Source organism: uncultured Phascolarctobacterium sp. (assembly GCF_937920985.1).
Classification (GTDB): Bacteria; Bacillota; Negativicutes; order Acidaminococcales; family Acidaminococcaceae; genus Phascolarctobacterium_A.
In genome coordinates, this window is the sequence record NZ_CALDXR010000034.1 from 20,646 (window position 1) to 39,030 (window position 18,385).

Consider the following 18,385-nt stretch of genomic DNA (forward strand, 5'->3'; position numbering starts at 1 on the left):
TACATGTTAAAGTTTTTTTAGTTAGAAGGCATTACAGCCTATATCTTTTTATAAGTTGTAAAGCTTTTTATACAATCGTCAGATTGATGAGCTGACGAAAAATAACTATTTTTTGATAAGGAGGATTATATTTTGAAGCTAAGTCGTAAAAGAAAAAATACTTGTTTAGCACTTGCCGTTGTAGCAAGTATTTTAGGCGGCGGTTCTGTTTTGGCGGAAGCTGCCAATTACAACGACACTCTCACTGGTGATAAAACTACCGATACTGCATATGCAGGTGTAATTGATGAGTCTGGAGTATATAATTTTACCCAAGATTCTCAAATTACAGCTCAATTAGGAATGAATATTGTAAAAAACACAACAATTAATGCTGATGGTAAAGTTTTGACATTTAATGTTAAAGATGTTGAAGAATATGGAGCAGGCATCAGAATTAATAAAGCTAATAGCTTGAGCATAAAAGCTGATACCTTGAAAATGAATTTAAAGGGTGAAGGAATTTACGCTGATGGATTACAGGGTATCAGACTACATGACACCGGTGCAAGTTTGACTGTTGATGGTAATATAGATATTACTGCTGATGGTGACTTAAATACTGTAGGTATTTACAGCCAGGGTAATGTTGATGTTATTGGTGATGTAAAGCTGGACATCAAAGGCAATGGTGAAGGCTCTGCATACTATGGTGCATCTGGATTATATGCTACTAGCCAGATGAAGAATAGTAAAGGTGGTACTATCAATATTAGTGGTAATGTGGATTTCAAAGGCAATGCCAATGGCTTGTTTGTAAATGCTGGTGGTAGTAAAATCAATGTTGCTGGCGGACAAATTAACGTTCTTGACTACTACGAGAAGGGTTATGCTGCTATTAGAGCGGAGAACGGCATCGTCAATATGAACGTTGTTCAAGATAAGGATGGCAATGTAACTGGTGCAGGCAGTAATGATGTAATTATTAATGGTAACCTTAGTGTTAGTACCGGCGCAGTAGCCTCAGTTGATGAGCATGGCACTAAGACAGAAATTAATCTTGGTTTGACCACGGAGAAATCAAAGCTTAACGGTGTGATACAGAATGCTTTCGATTCTGAAGGCAATGTAGACAACGGTGTCAAATTTACCGGTGCAGCAAATCTGTGGCTGCAGAATGGTGCTACATGGAATAACGAAAACAAAGGTACTGTTGTTTTGAAACCTGAGCACAGCAACAAAACATATTCTGGCAGTGAGGTTACCAATTTTGTTGGTGGCAGTGACGATAAACACGCCGGCAACATCTTTCAAAAAGATAGCAATAACCTGAATATTTATAACTATAGCGGTTACACTAATATTTTTTACTCACATGAAGGCAATGGTGAAGCAGCTGAAAACTATAAAGCTGGCGACACTATTATCAAGAGTGCGGTTAAGGGTTCTGTTGTAAATCTTATTACTGACAACTATAAAATTGATACTAATAATGATGCTAGCGTTGCTAACGTACTTAACGCACTGGCAGGCAAGCTGACCTACAGCAACTACGTAAACGGCGAAACCAACCTGATCGGTTATGTGAAGATTGCTGACGGCTTGACCGCAAGCAGCAAGGAAATGAATAGCGGTGACATTACCTTCAATAAAGATAATGGTAAAGGAACTTATGCTAAATCTGAAGTACCACCAACTCCTAAGCCTGAGCCTGTAGAGCCGCCTAAGACAGAGTTTACTACTGTGCTGACCGGTGACGCTGCAACAGATACCGAATATGCAGGCAATATCCAGGACGGCAAGTACGTTTTCGGTGCTAATACTACGATTAAAGCAGATGCTGAATCCGCAGTAGATGCAAAAGCACCGCTGACTATTGATGCAGGCAACAATAAGCTTGTTTTGACTGCTAAGAAAGGCAAATTTGTAGGCGCTACGGCTCTGTTCAAACAGAATGTTGAGGGCACCTCAACTATTAAGGCTGACAAGCTGGTAATCAAGAACGGTGAGGGGGACATCTGCGAACGCTCCGGTATGGAAGTAACCAAGGGTAATGTTGATATCACTGCTGATGTTGACATGAAGCTTTCATCCATGTCCAATGCTTATGGCATTTATGTAAAAGCTAATGGCAGCAGCGTCGCTATTCATGGTGATTTGAATTTAGCAGACAGTGAACAATTCGACAGTATCAACGGCTTACATGTAGAGAATACTGCTGATTGGGGTGCTAAAACCTCTGCTATCACTGTAGACGGCAAGGCTGATATCAACCTTCATAACGGCAATGCTATCAGCGCTATCAGAAACGGTTCTACGGTTACTGTCGGCGGCGGCAATATTAAAGTTGCAAAGAATGACAAAAAGGAAATCTACGCTCTGAAATCTGATGGTGGTGTTGTTAATGTCAACATGAATGATGACAAGAATGCAGCAGGCACTGCTACTACCGTAATTGAAGGCAATATCAGTGCTTTTGGCGAAAAGACTAAAGCTGCTAGTGATATGGATGTAACGAACAGCATTATTAATATTGGTTTGTCTGATAAGGAGTCTTCTTGGACCGGTACAGCTTTTGCTAAGGATATGGGGACAGGCTATTATGCTTATAGAGGTATCGTTAACCTTTATCTTGCTAACGGCGCAACCTGGAACAATGAGGCATGGGGCAAAACCAATGCAGCATTTGAAGGCAGCCATGTAGCTAAGCTGGCAGGTGGTGCAAGCGAAGCAGCTGCAGGCAACATCTTCCAGAAGGACAGCAATAACCTGACCATTGATAATTACAGCGGCAACACCAACATTTTCTATGCTCATACCAGCAATGGTGAAAACGCAAGCAACTATGTAGCAGGCGACGCCATTATCACTAGTGCAGCAGCAGGCTCCGTTGTAAACCTGATTACCGACAACACCGGCATCAGCATGAATAACGATGCAAGTGTAGCCAACGTATTGAACGCACTGGCAGGCAAGCTGACCTATAGCAACTTCGTAAACGGTGAGAAGAACCTGACCGGTTATGTTAAGATTGCTGACGGCCTGACTGCAAGCAGCCAGACTAAGAAGTCTGATACAATTAAATTTAATAAAGATACCGGTAAGGGTTATACTAAGGAAGAGGGTGTTGGACCTGAACCTGGTGAGGGCGAAAAGACTACCTTTACCGATGCTATCACTGGTGAAAAGCAAGGCGTATTCAGCGCAGTACAGCAGGAGGATCTGTCCTATGTATTTGCTGAGGATGCAAGCATTAATATCAACCAGATGACTCATAAGGAAAAGGATCCGGCTCATGAAGGCTCCTTCATCATCAGCGGTGCAGCTGTACAGAACGCTGCAGGCGTTGAAAATCTGGTAATCAATGCTGCAGACAAGACTCTGAAGCTGAACGTAGCTCTGGACAGCAAGACTGTTCCGCCTGATAAGAATGCAGGTATTCTGAACAACAGAATTCCGCTGCGCGGCATTGACAACAGCATTGCAGGCAGCACAACCAGCATTACTGCAGGCACTCTGGATATCAACATCGACAACACCTACAGCCGTAAGACAAGCAGCGGCAACCCGCTGATTGGCGAAGGCAGCGCAATCGGCATTTATGCTAAGAGCGCAGGCGAGAAGGCTGTTGTAGAGGTTACCGGCAATACCGCTATTAAGGCTCATGGCCATAACAATGTTTATGGTGTTAATGCTAACGGCAATTCCGAAATCAAGCTGAACGGCGACCTGACCATGGCGAAGAACGGCGACAAATGGGCTATTGAAAACGTTATCGACGGTAAAAATACGACTACCTTGTCCGAAGCATCCTGGAGAAATATTGCCGGCATCAACGCTAACGGCGCAGGTGCAAGTGTAACCGTTGACGGCAAGACTACTATCGCAGCTCACGGCTCCGGTGTTGTAGCAGCAGATGGTGCAACCGTTAACCTGGGCGCTGCCGATATCGAGGTTAAGAATAACAGCGACGAGGCAGGCTATGGCTTCCATGCAGTTGGCGCAGCTCTTGGTACCGTTAACGTAGGCGGCGAAGGTAAGACTGTAACCGTTAAGGGTAATGCAGGCCTCTTCGGCAAACAAGGCCAGGATAAAACTTTTGCTAGCGATAGCAAAGAATCCGTTGTTAACCTCAAGCTGACTACTGAGGATTCTGCATGGACCGGCGTTGCATACAAACACTTCACCGATGCAGAAAAAGAAGCAGGACTGAGCGGTTCCTTGAACCTGACTTTGGCAAACGGTGCTTCCTGGAATAACGAGAAGTATGGTTATGTATACGGCGATTCCGAATGGGAGAAATATAAATTCACCGGCAGCGAAATCGCTAACTTCGTTGGCGGTGCAAGCGAAGCTAAAGCAGGCAACATCTTCCAAAAGGATGTGAACAGCCTGACTATCGACAGCTACAGCGGCAACACCAACATCTACTATGCTCATGAAGGCAATGGCGAAGCAGCCGAGAACTATAAGGCTGGTGACACCATTATCAAGCATGCAGCAGAAGGCTCTGTAGTATCCCTGATCACCGACAACACCAATGTTGCAATGGATAACAAGGACAGCGTAGCTAACGTACTGAACGCATTGGCAGGCAAGCTGACCTACAGCAACTTTGCAGCAAGCGGTGAGAAGAACCTGACAGGTTTTGTGAAGATTGCTGATGGCCTGACTGCAAGCAGTAAAGCAATGCAGACCGGCAACATTGCTTTCAGCACTGAAGACGGTAAAGGTAGCTTGAAGAAGGAAGACGTTAAACCGGAACCGCCGACCGTACCCAGCGAATTCAACCAAGGTATTACCGGTGATGCTGCTAAAGATACAGCTTATGCAGGCGTTATTAAAGACGGCAAATATGTCTTTGAGAAGGATACCGAAGTCAACGTTACTTCCGGCGCTGCCGTAAATGCTGCAGGTAAGGATGTTACAATAGATAACAGCAACAGTAAGCTTGTACTGAAAGGTTATTCATACGGCATCAATGCTGAAGGTAACACTGTCAAGATTAACGGTGTAACTGAAATCAGCAGTTCTGGTTCTGCTAATCCTGCTATTAATGTTGCGATGGACGGCAAAGTGATTCTGGATAATGGCACAACCATTAATGGTAATATTGAAGGCCTGTTTGGTGGCAATATTTCCATCAACAAAAACGAGAAGCCGGCAGCAACTATCATTAATGGCAATATTGACCTGACGGCAAGCTCTGCTGATATTGCTTTGGTAGGCAGCGACTCTAAGATGACTGGCAGCTACAATCTTGACGATAGCACGCTGAAGATGACTGTTAAGGACAAAGCTACCTGGGACTTCAAGGGTGGTAAAGGCAATGGCTTAACCCTTATTGGCGGTAAAACAGAAGATGCTACCGGCTTCATCATCATGAATGATGCTCCTGGTGGTGCAACAACCTATAGCTTGAGAGCTATTAATCCTGATGCAAGCGGCATGACCATTGATAAATATTCCGGTTGGGAAACCTTCATCTATGCTCATAACAATGATGGCGATGAGGTTAGCGATTATACCAGCGGCGATGTAATTATTAAGAAAGCAGATGCAAGCTCCGGCGTAATCATGTCCACCGACAACAGTGGCATTAACATGAAGGACAAGGATGCTGTAGAAGCAACCTTGAAGGCCTTGGCACAAAAGGTTACCTACAAAGACCATGAAGCAAATGGCAGCAACCTGACCGGTAAGGTACAGATTGCCGACGGTCTGACCTCTTCCAGTAAATCCCAATACATCGGTACTCTGCATTGGGATGAAACCGGCAAGGGCCAATATGATCTTGACAGTGTAAACTGGAATAAGATTCTTGAAGGCGACTACGAAACCTTTGTCATGAAGGGCGTAAGAAGCGCAGCAACCACTTCTCTGCACACCTGGCGCGATAATATGCAGGACACCTACACCGGCGCAGACATGGCTGATGAAGACGGCATGTTCGCCAAAGCTCTGGGCGGCAAGACCACCTCTGATGTAAGCGGCCTGAAGGACAGCAACACCTACTATGGCGTACAGGTTGGCTACGACAAGGCAGCAGCAAACGGTTGGCACACTGGCGTAGCATTTGACTACCGCAACGGCGATTCCAACTATCTGCTAGGTGGCAAAGGCGATAACCAGATGTACAGCCTGGGCGTATACGGCGTGAAGAACTATGAAAACAATGCTTACTTCCGCGTAGCAGCGAAGGTTGGCCGTGTTCAAAACGAATACGACGTATACAATGAAATCCGCAGCCTGAAGCTGCATGGTGATTACAAATCCAACGCTTATGGCCTGACTATGGAATATGGCAAGACCTTCGGTGATGAGGATACCTATTTCACTCCGAAAGCACAGCTGACCTGGTCTCAGGTAGGCGCCAAGGATTACACTGCATCTACCGGCAACGCTGAAATGCAGATTTCTCAGGACAGCTACAGCAGCTTCGTAGGCAGATTGGGCTTTGAAGCAGGCATGAAGAGCGAAAAAGGTCGTCTGTATGCAGGCCTGTTCGCAGCGCATGAGTTCAATGGCGACATCAGCGCAAGCTACTTTGCAAACGATGGCGACAGAAAACACACCAGCTTCAATGGTGAAGAAACCTGGATGGAAATGAAGCTTGGTGGCAGCTATGACTTCAGCAAGACTGCTCATCTGTATGCGGATATTGCTAAGGACTTTGGCGGCAACTTCGAACGCAAGTGGAAACTGAACGCAGGTCTCCGCTTCGAGTTCTAATCTTAATTTCAGCTCTCTCATTTTTTCATACTTAGCTGCGGCGCTGCTATGGCAACGCTGCAGCATCACTCCAAATAAACTCATAAACTCTCATAAAGCAAAACAGCTCCGGAATGCGTGGTGCATTTCGGAGCTGTTTTGTTGTTGTTAAAGCTTAATTTGTTGCGATTTCTACTTTCTTGCCACTGAAGGCAATGCCGTATTTGTAAATAGTTTTGATGCTTTGCTTGCGTAGCTCTGTATCATATTTTTTGCTTTCAATCTGCGCTAAGGCGTTAGCTGCCAAAGCTTTCAGCTTTTCTTCCGTCGCATCCTTAGCAGCCTTGATTTCAATAATGATGCCTGGCATAGCAGCAGTTTTAGGCTGTAACTGGATATCATAGCGTCCTTCACCGCTTTCACGATTGGAGAGAAGGTAATAATCAGAAGAAAAAATAATACTCATGCCTAGAAGCAAACCGTGATAATAGTTTTCCTTCAAACCGTCGTAATAGCTTATGGATTCCATGAGAAATGTTTTTAAAGCTATTTTGAGGGAAGCAGTATTTTTAGTGACTAATGCTTGGTTAAGCGTGTGGACGATATTTTCTCCGATATGGTTACTTAATAGGGAGAGTATTTCATTGCAATAAACGCTTTGAACCTCTTTATTGGGAATAGCAAGCTGGCAGATATACGTACCTTGGTCATCTATAGTAGTGTTAACGGATTTTAGATAGCCTGTCATGAGCAGGAAGCTAAAAATGTTACTTTCCATGTCCTTTAGATTAGGATAAATGATATTTGTGTTGATTATGGAGTCTAAAGTAATACCATTTAATAATTCTCTTAAACTTTCACAGATATCGGTGTTGAGGTTTTGCAATATCTCATGAATAACTGCATTACCAGAGGTCTGCACCCAATAGGGTAGAGCTGTACAGTTGTTGCCGAAATAGTACAATACAGACCAAGGATTATAAATTTCCGTATTGCCAAACTTATAACCATCGTACCATTGTTGAATTTCTGAGAGCTTATCAACAGCGTGATAATAATCTGCCATAGTCTGTACTTCCTCGGCAGTAAAGCCAAAGTAATTACTGAACTGAGTATCAAGAACTGAATATATACGAATATTATTCAGTCCGCTGAAAATACTTTCTTTGGCGATGCGCAAAATGCCTGTGAGAACTGCCAACGTAACATGGGGATTGTCTTTGAGTGCAGAGGAAAAAAGAATTCTGATAAACTCAACCACCTGCTGATAATAGCTATTGATATAGCCTTCCTGAATAGGTGTATCATATTCATCAATAATAATAATAGGCGCAAGCTTGTGATGTGCATGGAGCATTCTGCTGAGAGCGCCGAGACTGAAAAGATAATTGGCATCAGAGGCAGTGTCATTGACGATTTTTTGATAAAGGTTTGTGTCAGCCTTAGTGAGTTCAGTGCTTTTTTCTAGCTCTGGATGTCTGGCATATTCATTTCTGATGACTTCCTTTAACAGCTCTAAAGCAATTTCCCAATTAGAAAATTTAACGTCCTTTAGAGAAAGAAAAATAATAGGATATTTTCCCTGCTGACTTGTGTATTTTTCGCCTGCCTGCCAAATTTTTTTATCTTTGAAATATTTGCTGGTATCTTCAGGTGTCTTTTCAAAGAATGTGCGCAGCATGTCCATATTCAGCGTTTTGCCGAAACGTCTGGGGCGCGTGAAGAGGGTAATGACAGCGCGTTCGTCGAGAAGCTCTTTAATCAGAAGCGTTTTATCGACATAATAGTATTCCGTGCTTACGAGCTTGTAATTCGATGCGCCGATAGGCAAAGGTAATTTATTTTGCATGGAGTATAGCCTCCTCTCGTTCGTTATGCATATACATCGTAATTCGTATTTTCTTATATTATAGCATTTTTTCAAGGCTGTTAGTAGTAGATAGAAAATTTTCCTGAGCACGCATTAACACAAAACGAGATTTTTTAACAGCGAAAATCTACACAAAACGAGATTTTCAAAATGGCATTTTCTACACAAAACGAGATTTTTTAGCGTGCTAAAGTAAAGGCGTCATATAAAGAGGCAAATATACAATGCCGTCTTCTTCCTTTAGGTCGCTGGTATGCAGGACGTAAGGCGTGTGTAGCTGTTCAGTATATTTATTGATGAATTTGCGGATAGAGGATAAGGTATAATTTTTGCTGGACTTTACTTCGATAGGGGAGATGTTATGCCTATTGCTGATTTTACTTTTGGCAATGAGAAAATCAATTTCCATACGTGAAGCTACATCATCACGGGAAGCATTGGCGTAAAAGTAGAGCTTGTGACCACTGGCAACAAGCATTTGTGCTACAGTGTTTTCCACAATCATGCCTCTGTTTACCTCCAATTTGTCGAACAAGAGCTTTTTATAAATTTCTTCACTGACCAGATTGTTTTCATCAAAGGCATGGCTGATGAGCAGACCGGTATCGGCCATATAGCATTTCAGCAGTCGTTTATCAAGATTTAAACGCAAACCTATATTAGGTTCGGTAGAATTATAGCAGTTATTAGCTATCATGGCATCAGAGAGCCAGAAGATGGCGTCTTTGTATTCTTTGAAACGGGCGCCTTGCTTAATAGATGAAAGCTTGAAATGCTGGTGCTGATTTTTGAGCTGTGAAGGAATTTCCTCGAAAATAGCTTCTACGTCTAACGCATAATTGTCAGCGTGCTTGCGGATATCGTCACGATATAAATTCAGAATCCTGCGCTTAGCCTTATCGACTTTGTCGAAATTATTGGTCTTGATGAAGGTGTCAACAGCTTGTGGCATGCCGCCGACGATGATGTATTGGCGCAGATAGTTCATAGCTTTGCGATGCAGAGCCTGACCGAGAGGACGCTTTTTTTCAAAGCAGTCGCGAATTACATTCATTAACGTTTCGTTGCCTAGGGCCCAGAGAAATTCTTCAAAGTCAAGAGGGTACATTTCCAGATGATCTTCTTCTGAGGGAATGAGAATATCTTTGACATTTTTCTTTATGGATATTAATGAGCCTGTTTCAATATAATCATAACGTCCGTCGGCAACAAGGTATTTGATAGCAGAACGTGCGCGGGGGAAGAGCTGTACTTCGTCTAAAATAATTAATGTTTGGCGAGGGTATAGCTTGACATTATAAATGCTTGATAAATAGAGGAAGAAGGTATCTAGGTCGGTAAGGAAATGCTCGAATAAGCCCTTTACTTCGTTAGATGCTTGGTTGAAGTCGATTAAGATATAAGATTTATATTCAGCCTTAGCAAATTGCTCCACAATATAGCTTTTTCCGACACGGCGGGCGCCTTTGATGAGTAGTGCGGACTCGCCGTTATTTTTTTTCCATTCCGTTAATTTATCATAAATTTTTCTGCGCATGGCTTCAGCTCCTTATATAACATAAAACGCGATTTTTTAAACAACATTTTCTACACAAAACGCGATTTTTCTACGTCTATTTTAACACAAAACGAGATTTTTAAAATGGTATTTTCTACACAAAACGAGATTTTTTAGCGTGCTAAAGTAATTTGCTACAAAAATCTTGATAGTAGAAGCACTATATGCAGCACTTTCCGAACTTTTAACAGCTCTAAAGCAATTTCCCAATTAGAAAATTTAAGTGAATTACTTGACACTACTACTACTATATACTGTAAACTATCTTCTATATTATACACATTCAAGGAGGCTGATTATGTCGGAACATTTATGTACCTTGTCGACAGGAGATAAGGTTTATTTTTACGATAAAAGCATCGTTATCTATTTTTCAGGAGCGCGCAAAATCTTAAGCACATCGCTATATAATGGCGGTTACCATGATGATTACGTTGCCGTATATAATTATGATGCCAAGCAGGGAGCAGGTATGCCCTGCGAAATGCTGGCAGACACCTATGTGGAGCACATGCGCCTTGTATCCAAGCGCCTGGCGCTGGACCCGGACAAGGTGAGCGGCATGGGTACGGCGGCAAGCATGGAAAACGCTGTTGTTGAAACATTGAGCTTTAAGGAGCTGACCGTAACTGCCATCGTAACCGGCGGCATCGAAACAAACGGTGGCCGTGCAGGTGACCCTGCTGATTACTATAAGCCTATGCCTAAGCCGAAGTACGGAACAATTAATATTATGCTGCTGCTGGACTGCGATATGCCAGCCGGAACAATGGCGCGTGCCCTAGTGACCTGCACCGAGGCCAAGACTGCTGCCATTCAGGAGCTGCTGGAGGGCAGTAAATACTCTAATGGTATCGCTACCGGCTCAGGTACAGACCAGACGATTGTCATTGCCAACAGTGAAAGCGAGCTGTACATGGAGGGAGCAGGCAAGCATTCCAAGTTGGGCGAGCTTATCGGCAAGACCGTGAAGAACGCAGTAAAAAAAGCGCTCGCCAAGCAGTCCGGACTGACTCCGGCGAAGCAGCACGATGTTTTCCGCCGCCTCAAGCGTTTTGACATCAAGGCAGGGGATATGTGGCAGTCCTACAGCGCGCAGGACGCAGTAGTAGTGAAGCCGGAATATCTGCTGGCAGCCGAAAAGCTGGCTAAAGAAGATATAATGCTGGTATATACTTCGCTGTATGCACACCTTCTGGATCAGCATTTGTGGGAGCTTATCAGCGCTAAAGAAATGCAGCTGGCAGGGCAGAAGCTGCTGCAGGCTATTGCAGAACAATATAATGTTGAAGCTGAGATTATAAATGAAGGCACTTTGGCTTCTATGCTGGCCTCCTGGCAGCAGCAGTTTAACAAAATTATCGCCCAACGCTTGCATCAGACTACAAAAGAGAGCTAGTTTCAGGTGAGAAAAATATAAATATGCACTTGACCTTATAGCAGCAATATAGTGTATATTATGGTTGTAATCAAAGGAAGCGAGGTGAATAATATGCATCCGAAATTTGAAATTCCGACTGATCCGCACGGCAAGCATCGTTATGAAAGCGCTATGAAGCACGTAGAGGCTGCTAAAAAGGCAGGTAAATCCAGCGACGAAATCCATGCTATCTTCAAAAAGGTAATGGAGTTCAACCCGATGGACATTGAGTCCATTCCGCAGGATGAAGCACATGCTAAGTATCGCACTGCCATGGTGCATATGAAAAAAGCACTGGAAAGCGGTAAGAGCGCAGACGAAGCGCATGAGGTTTTCCGCAAAATCATGAATGGCGAGACCAGCGGTCACTGTCACCACAAATAAGCACAAAAAAGAGCTGTCGCATCAGTAGATGCGGCAGCTTTTTACGTCAGTGAGGGCATATTCTTGTCTATAACCTTCAGAAAGATTTTGTTGACGTATTGCTCGCAGTCGCAGGAGAACCAATGGTTTTCCAGGGGCAGGATATAGATATTCCCTACAGGCTCAAAATCATTTACCTGCAGAAAGCGTTCGATGCGCTGGGATAATTTTTCAGCGTTCTCGCAGAAGGTACCAGAAAAAATAATTTCCAGATACAGACCGGCAGGCAGTGTCATTTTGATAGACTGTCTATGCTTGCTGGCACTGGTGACGCAGGAAAAATATGCCTGTGAACGTTGAAATTCATGCTTTTTAAAAAAGCTTTCCTGGTCTAAAACCCAGCCTGCATGATTAGGCAAGGCTCCCTTGTGATGCGCGCGTCTTTGACCATGGCGGGCAAATTTGGTAATGCGGCTTTTGCCGTCGTCACTTTCCGCAAGCGGCGTCAGGCGCAGCAGACGATCGTTTTGCCAGCTGAGAGTAAGATGACGGCAGGGATTAAGCTCCTTGACGTGCATATCGTCCTTAATGCGCTCGATGGTGTCGCAGATTTCCTGATTACTGCGGATAATGGCCTGACATTCGGCTGTTTTTTCCTGCAGCAGCTGCAGAAAATTTTCTTTGCTGCGGTTCTCCAAATATTTTTTGATGTTGGCGATGCTGATATCCAGCGCACGCAGGTTGACGATGATTTCCAAATCAAGAAACTGCTGAATTGAATAATTGCGGTAGCCGTTTTCGCTGACGAAATCAGGCGACAGCAGTTTGACCTTGTCGTAGTAGAGCAGTGATTGCTTGGATATATTAAAAATTGCTGCCAGCTCACCGGCAGTGAAAAACTTTCGCTTGTCTTTATTAATCATAATTGTTCCTCATAAGCTTGACTATAGTACTAGTATATAGTTTAATATTAGAAGGAGTAATATCACTTCTTTTTTATCTAGTAAATTATATCATAATTTTCTTGCTAGTTGAATAGAAGTTTTTGAGTATAGGATGGAGGTCAAAGTTTAATGAAGAAAATTGCGATTTATGGTAAGGGCGGTATCGGTAAATCTACGACAACGTCAAATCTGTCTGCTGCATTCAGTGAAGAAGGTCTTAAGGTCTGCCAAATCGGCTGCGACCCGAAAAACGATTCTACCAGACTGCTGTTGGGACGCATCTGCAGCCAGACTGTGCTGGACATGGTGCGCGATAATGATGAGGTTGCGGCAGAGGATATTGTTCATACAGGCTATAACGGCATCAAATGCGTAGAGGCCGGCGGTCCTGAGCCCGGTGTAGGCTGTGCTGGCCGCGGCATCATCGTAGCGCTGGAAAAGCTGCGTTCACTGGAGGTGCTGACGGACGAGGACCTGATTATGTATGATGTTTTAGGTGACGTAGTCTGCGGTGGCTTTGCCGTGCCTATCCGCGAAGGCTATGCAACCGATATATATATTGTTTCTTCCGGTGAGCTGATGAGCCTTTATGCTGCCAACAATATTGCCAAGGGCGTTAAGCGCTTTGCTATGCGTGGCGGCGTGCGTCTTGGCGGCATCATCGGCAACGGCCGCAATACGCCGAACGAGCAGCAGCTGCTGCAGGAATTTGCCAAACGCCTGCACACGCAGCTGATTGCTTTCATTCCGCGTGACGTTATCGTCAACAAAGCTGAAAACAATCGCCAGACAGTGCTGCAATATGCACCGGAAAGTGCTCAGGCCGGTGTTTACCGCCAGCTGGCGCACGATATCTGGCATAATGAAAATATGGCTATTCCTACGCCGATGAGCTTTGAGGAGCTTGAAAAGCTGGTGGCCGAATATGGCAATTAAAACAAGACGCTTTTACAGCGCACGTAAAAGCTGCAGCTGCAGTATGCCGGGCGTGTGGCGCGCTGTTGCCTATATGAATGGCGCTGTAGTTGTATTTCACAGTCCGCGTGCCTGCGCTCATGTAGCACGCACGATGGATATAAATTCCCAATATCGCACACTTTCTGAGAATGAGCGCGAGCAATGGGGTTCCGTGCCTTTGCTCAGCAGCCAGATGCAGGAAAAGGACGCAATTTTCGGCGGTGCGGCGCGTTTAGAAAAATGTTTGCGCTTTGCCATTGAAACCTATAAGCCCAAATGCCTGATGATTGCCAATTCCTGCGTTGCCGGTGTTATCGGTGATGATGTGGAATCTGTGGCACGCGAGGTGGAGGAGGAATATAATGTTCCTATTCTGACTGTGGAATGCTGTGGCTTTTTAGGTGCAGAATATTATGATGGTTATTTTGAAATTACCCAAAAGCTGCTGGAGCGCTTTGTGAAGCCTTGCGCCAAGCAAAAGGACAGCGTCCTGCTTTTAGGTGATAACGGTGGCCCGTGGGGGCATTACGCAAAAGAGGTTACCCGTATTCTGCAGGAATTCGGCGTAGAGGTTATCGGTCAGTTCCCCGGCTATATGGCTATGGATGAGCTGGAAAAGGTGGCGGCTGCCGAATATGCGGTTGTGCTTGGCGGCCGTGGGCAGACGCATATCGGCCTGCGTAAGGTTGCAGAGCAGCTACAGGAAAAATACGGCACACATTATCTGGCCGATATTTATCCTGTCGGCTGGCAGGAAACACAGGACTGGATTATCAGCATCGGCCGTATGCTGGGACGTGAGCAGTTGGCGCAGCAGGTGCTGAAGCTGGAGCAGCAGCGCTTAAGTGAGCAGCTGCAGCATTTTCTGCCGGTAACGGAAGGCAAGAAAACAGTGCTGTGCATCGGCCGCATACTGAGATATTTTCATCCGGGCAATATCCTGCAGACTATCAGGCTTTTGCGCTTGAATCTTACTGGTATTATCCTGCTGGATTCCTATGATGGTGATGAGCGCGAAGCGATGCTGAAGGTTGTGCAGGAAAACAGCGATGTGCCTGTTTATACTACGGCGGAGGGCGAAAAGCTGGTGGCGGAGGCAGACATCGTGCTGACGACGCACGAGCTGCAGAATAAGGAAGCACGCCAAATTTTCCTGCCGATGCTGCCGCAGGTTGCTGTTGCCGGTGAGGTCAAGATGATGCAGGGAATCTATCAGAGTCTGTGCAGCAGACTGAAGGGAGGCGTGCGCTATGTCTGAAAAGCAAGGCTGGGGCAATATCTGCGAGCGTGTGAATACCTGTGCGCTGACAGGTGCAGGAGCCTTTTTTGCTGCTATTGACAAGAGTGAGGTTTTGATTAACGGACCGTTGTGGTGTTATTTTTATGCTTTACGCCATTTGGAAAAGGCGCGTCCCGATATGTATACGCGCTTTTTTGGTTCACAGCCTGATAATAACGCTGTTATTTACGGCTCAGAGGAATATGTGACGCAGGAGCTGCAGCGCATGCTGGAGGATGGTCACAAGCCTTCGGTACTGCTTTTGGAAAGCAGCTGTTCACTGAGCTTAATCGGTGATGATCTGGCAGGTATGGCGCGTAAGCTGGAGCTGCCGTTTCCGGTAGTTACGCTCGACAGCGGTGGTATGGTCGGCGGCTTTGCCGAGGGCTACGCCAAGGCTGCCAAGAAGCTGTTTGCGCAGCTGCTGCCGCAGACTGCGACAGCAAAGCCCTTGGCTGTAAATATTTTGGGACAATCGGAATTTTATCTGCAGGGTGCTGCCGATACGCAGGAGCTGAAAAGACTGCTGCAGATGGCAGGATATGAGGTGCTTTGCACTCCTGGCTGTGAATGCACGTTGGAAGAGCTGCAGCGCCTGCCGGAGGCTTCGCTGAACATTGTTACCAATGCGGAGCTGGGTTTGCCGCTGGCTGAATATCTGCAGAAAAAATACGGCACGCCGTATATTTTTGCCGGACTGCCTTACGGGGTGCAGGGAACGCTGCGCTGGCTGCAGCAGATCAATGCGCAGCTGCCGGCTCCTGCGTTGGATAAGGTGACGGCAGAAGCACAGGCGCAGGATAATTATTTGCTGAGCCGTAATAATGAAGCGATTGCGCTTTGGGGCAGCATGTGGTTTGACAACGTGCTCGTCAGCGCGCCTGCTACACAGGCGCTGTGCCTCGCACAAACGCTGCGCACGGAATGGACCGATATCGGCAGGCTGACGGTTATCTGCCAACAAGCGCTCAAGGACGCGCCTGCCTGCGACACTGCAGAGGCGATTTATACTGTTGGTGTGGATGATGCTGCCATCAGCGAATATTTTAAAACCTGTGATAATGTGCTGCTGCTGGCAAGCAGCAGCGAAAGCTCGGTTCTTTACCGCAGAAAGCAGTGTAGCTTTGAGGCCTGCAATATCTGCTATCCTACGAATGATGAGGTGTTTATTACTAATCAGCCTATGGTAGGCCTGCAAGGCAGTGCTTACATGCTGGAGCGACTGTGGAATTGCTTTATCCGCAGGAAAAAGCGCAAGATAGAGTAGGTGGTTTATGAAAAAGCTATTGATGATTATAAGCCTGCTGCTTTTGATTTTTACTGCAGGATGCAGTAAGCAGCAGGCTGCAGATGTTCCTGCTTCGCCGGCGGCGGATGTGGCCTATAGCGTTACGGACGATGCCGGAAGGACGCTGCACTTTGAGCATAAGCCGCAACGAATAGTTTCGCTTACCTATGGTACGGATGAAATCCTTACTGATTTGGTTGATATCAAACGCATTATGGCCTATAGCCGTTGGGCAGGCGACAGCGAAATAAGCTTTATTACCAAGGAGCAGGCCTATACTGTGGGACGCAAGGTGCCGGAGAATACGGAAGCGGTTTACGCATTGCAGCCTGACCTTGTCGTTGCTTCAACAGCCACCTCCAGTGATTTGGTCCGCAGTCTGGAGGGGTTGGGCGTACCTGTATATATAGCGCGCAGTCCGCATAATTACAAGGAGATGTGCGACAAAATCCGCGGCATAGCTGCAGCGGTGGGCGAAAAGCAGCAGGGGGAGCTGATGGTGCAGAAGATGGACACGCACCTGCAGCAGCTGCAAAAACGCTTGCGCCAGATTCCGTCAAGCGAAAGGCGCGTTGCCGTAGCCTTTAATTTTACCTCTGCCATGGGGCGTAGAGGAGATTTGCTCGACAGCATGCTGACGATGGCGCATGTTATCAACGGCGCGGCTATTGTTGCCGATGAAAACAATAGTGAGCATGGTATGCCTGCTATCAGCAAGGAACAGGTGGTACGCATAAATCCGGATATTTTTATGCTGCCGACCTGGAATTATAACAATAAACAGGATGTGCAGGGTTATGCTTATGCCGTAATGAATGACCCCGCTTATCGCGATGTTAAGGCTGTACGCAACAAGCAGATTAAGTTTGTTTCGGACAAATACCGCTATGTTGCCAGCCAGCATATTGTCGATGCTATTGAAAACATTGCGCATGCTGTATATCCGGAAATTTTTTGAGGAAGTGTGTTTGTAGATGATTATTAAACGTGAACGGAGTCCATTGGCTATTATTCTTTTAGCAGTTCTCTTAGTTGTTATTGCCTGTGTATCTCTGACCTTCGGTCAGATAGATGTGCCTGTGGGAAAAGCGTTGGCGGTTATCGGCGCTCAACTGAATCTGCCGGGCTTTACCGAGGCTGATTACAGCAGGGAGCAGCTTGCCGTTATCTGGTATATCCGCCTGCCGCGTATGCTGGTAGGTGTGCTGGTAGGTGCGGCGCTGGGTATTTCCGGCGCTGTAATGCAGGGCATCTTCAGCAACCCGCTGGCAGATCCCGGTCTTATCGGTATCTCCTCCGGTGCTGCTACCGGTGCGGTGCTTTCTATTGCTTTGGGTGCAGCCTCTGGCAGTATGTTTGCTATGCCGGCCTTTGCCTTTTGCGGCAGTATCTGCGCTGTGTGCCTAACAGTGTTTTTGGCGATGCGTAACGGCAAAATTCCTGTTATGACGCTGCTTTTGGCAGGCGTTGCCGTAGGTATGCTTTTGGGTGCCATTACCTCCGGTCTGCTCACCTTTATGAACGAGCAGAAGCTGCAGCAATATCTGTTCTGGATGGTCGGCGGTCTTGATTACCGTCGTTGGGAGCACGTATATCTGGCAGTGGGACCTGTGCTGTGCGGCATTATTATTATGTGCCTGCTGGCACGTCACCTGAACATTCTGGTGCTGGGCGAAACGGAAGCTAAGGCCGTTGGTATGCCTGTTACTGCTTTTCGTATGGGTTTGCTTTTCGTAGCTGCTATGACTACTGCTACCTCTGTTTGTGTCAGTGGCAACATTGGCTTTGTCGGCCTGGTTATTCCGCATATGATGCGTATGCTGATTGGTCCTGACCATCGCGTGCTTTTGCCTGCCAGCGCTCTTGGCGGTGCAGCCTTTCTGGTATTCTGCGATTCGCTGGGACGTGTTATTATGCCGCCGGCAGAGGTGCGTGTAGGTATTATGACAGCGTTTCTGGGTACGCCGTACTTCCTGTATTTGCTGCGCAGAATGCAGAAGCAGTTCTTTTAAGATG

Annotated in this window: 11 protein-coding genes; 8 read left to right on the plus strand and 3 right to left on the minus strand. The window is 45.9% G+C overall.

The window, feature by feature from the left end; translation table 11 throughout:
- The first annotated feature begins 132 nt into the window (after nt 1-132).
- On the plus strand, nt 133-6,711 hold the full coding sequence (locus tag Q0612_RS06220; RefSeq protein ID WP_298882186.1) for an autotransporter outer membrane beta-barrel domain-containing protein: 6,579 nt from the start codon (nt 133-135) through the stop codon (nt 6,709-6,711).
- A gap of 154 nt (nt 6,712-6,865) precedes the next feature.
- Here Q0612_RS06220 and Q0612_RS06225 read toward each other — a convergent pair whose 3' ends face one another.
- Nucleotides 6,866-8,539: an AAA family ATPase gene (locus tag Q0612_RS06225; protein WP_298882188.1), complete on the minus strand. Its 1,674-nt coding sequence runs from the start codon at nt 8,537-8,539 to the stop codon at nt 6,866-6,868.
- Nucleotides 8,540-8,747: 208 nt separating this feature from the next.
- Nucleotides 8,748-10,097, minus strand: coding sequence for an ATP-binding protein (locus Q0612_RS06230; protein WP_298882190.1), 1,350 nt, complete (start codon nt 10,095-10,097; stop codon nt 8,748-8,750).
- Between the two features lie 319 nt (nt 10,098-10,416).
- Here Q0612_RS06230 and Q0612_RS06235 point away from each other — a divergent pair, with 319 nt between their 5' ends.
- Together Q0612_RS06235 and Q0612_RS06240 are read left to right on the plus strand one after the other, a co-directional pair.
- Complete coding sequence (locus Q0612_RS06235; protein ID WP_298882191.1) at nt 10,417-11,517, plus strand: adenosylcobinamide amidohydrolase; 1,101 nt, start codon at nt 10,417-10,419, stop codon at nt 11,515-11,517.
- A gap of 93 nt (nt 11,518-11,610) precedes the next feature.
- Complete coding sequence (locus Q0612_RS06240) at nt 11,611-11,922, plus strand: hypothetical protein (protein WP_293829626.1); 312 nt, start codon at nt 11,611-11,613, stop codon at nt 11,920-11,922.
- A 41-nt stretch (nt 11,923-11,963) separates the two neighbouring features.
- Here the strand turns inward: Q0612_RS06240 and Q0612_RS06245 are convergent, their stop codons facing one another.
- Nucleotides 11,964-12,824: a MerR family transcriptional regulator gene (locus Q0612_RS06245; RefSeq protein ID WP_298882194.1), complete on the minus strand. Its 861-nt coding sequence runs from the start codon at nt 12,822-12,824 to the stop codon at nt 11,964-11,966.
- A gap of 150 nt (nt 12,825-12,974) precedes the next feature.
- Between Q0612_RS06245 and Q0612_RS06250 the strand changes: the two genes are divergently transcribed.
- The 5 genes from Q0612_RS06250 to Q0612_RS06270 are packed head-to-tail and all read left to right on the plus strand — an operon-like array spanning nt 12,975 to nt 18,381.
- Nucleotides 12,975-13,781 (plus strand): nitrogenase iron protein NifH, encoded by an 807-nt coding sequence (locus tag Q0612_RS06250; protein WP_293389057.1) that lies wholly within the window; start codon nt 12,975-12,977, stop codon nt 13,779-13,781.
- A complete protein-coding gene (locus tag Q0612_RS06255; protein WP_298882197.1) occupies nt 13,771-15,060 on the plus strand; it encodes a nitrogenase component 1 in 1,290 nt (429 codons plus the stop codon). The genes Q0612_RS06250 and Q0612_RS06255 overlap by 11 nt, the downstream gene beginning before the upstream one ends.
- Entirely contained in the window at nt 15,053-16,348 is a 1,296-nt protein-coding gene (locus tag Q0612_RS06260) for a nitrogenase component 1 (protein ID WP_298882200.1), read from the plus strand. Before Q0612_RS06255 ends, Q0612_RS06260 begins: the two co-directional genes overlap by 8 nt.
- A 7-nt stretch (nt 16,349-16,355) precedes the next feature.
- Complete coding sequence (locus Q0612_RS06265; protein ID WP_298882203.1) at nt 16,356-17,327, plus strand: ABC transporter substrate-binding protein; 972 nt, start codon at nt 16,356-16,358, stop codon at nt 17,325-17,327.
- Nucleotides 17,328-17,343: 16 nt separating this feature from the next.
- The gene (locus tag Q0612_RS06270; RefSeq protein ID WP_298882206.1) at nt 17,344-18,381 is read left to right on the plus strand and encodes an iron ABC transporter permease; all 1,038 of its coding nucleotides are present in this window, start codon (nt 17,344-17,346) and stop codon (nt 18,379-18,381) included.
- Nucleotides 18,382-18,385 lie beyond the last annotated feature (4 nt).

What these genes read in the sequence shown, in the direction of transcription:
- Q0612_RS06240 (WP_293829626.1), top strand. Translation starts at nt 11,611, where the DNA reads ATGCATCCGAAATTTGAAATTCCGACTGATCCGCACGGCAAGCATCGT.
- Q0612_RS06225 (WP_298882188.1), bottom strand. Translation starts at nt 8,539, where the DNA reads ATGCAAAATAAATTACCTTTGCCTATCGGCGCATCGAATTACAAGCTC.
- Q0612_RS06270 (WP_298882206.1), top strand. Translation starts at nt 17,344, where the DNA reads ATGATTATTAAACGTGAACGGAGTCCATTGGCTATTATTCTTTTAGCA.
- Q0612_RS06230 (WP_298882190.1), bottom strand. Translation starts at nt 10,097, where the DNA reads ATGCGCAGAAAAATTTATGATAAATTAACGGAATGGAAAAAAAATAAC.
- Q0612_RS06235 (WP_298882191.1), top strand. Translation starts at nt 10,417, where the DNA reads ATGTCGGAACATTTATGTACCTTGTCGACAGGAGATAAGGTTTATTTT.
- Q0612_RS06245 (WP_298882194.1), bottom strand. Translation starts at nt 12,824, where the DNA reads ATGATTAATAAAGACAAGCGAAAGTTTTTCACTGCCGGTGAGCTGGCA.
- Q0612_RS06260 (WP_298882200.1), top strand. Translation starts at nt 15,053, where the DNA reads ATGTCTGAAAAGCAAGGCTGGGGCAATATCTGCGAGCGTGTGAATACC.
- Q0612_RS06255 (WP_298882197.1), top strand. Translation starts at nt 13,771, where the DNA reads ATGGCAATTAAAACAAGACGCTTTTACAGCGCACGTAAAAGCTGCAGC.
- Q0612_RS06265 (WP_298882203.1), top strand. Translation starts at nt 16,356, where the DNA reads ATGAAAAAGCTATTGATGATTATAAGCCTGCTGCTTTTGATTTTTACT.
- Q0612_RS06250 (WP_293389057.1), top strand. Translation starts at nt 12,975, where the DNA reads ATGAAGAAAATTGCGATTTATGGTAAGGGCGGTATCGGTAAATCTACG.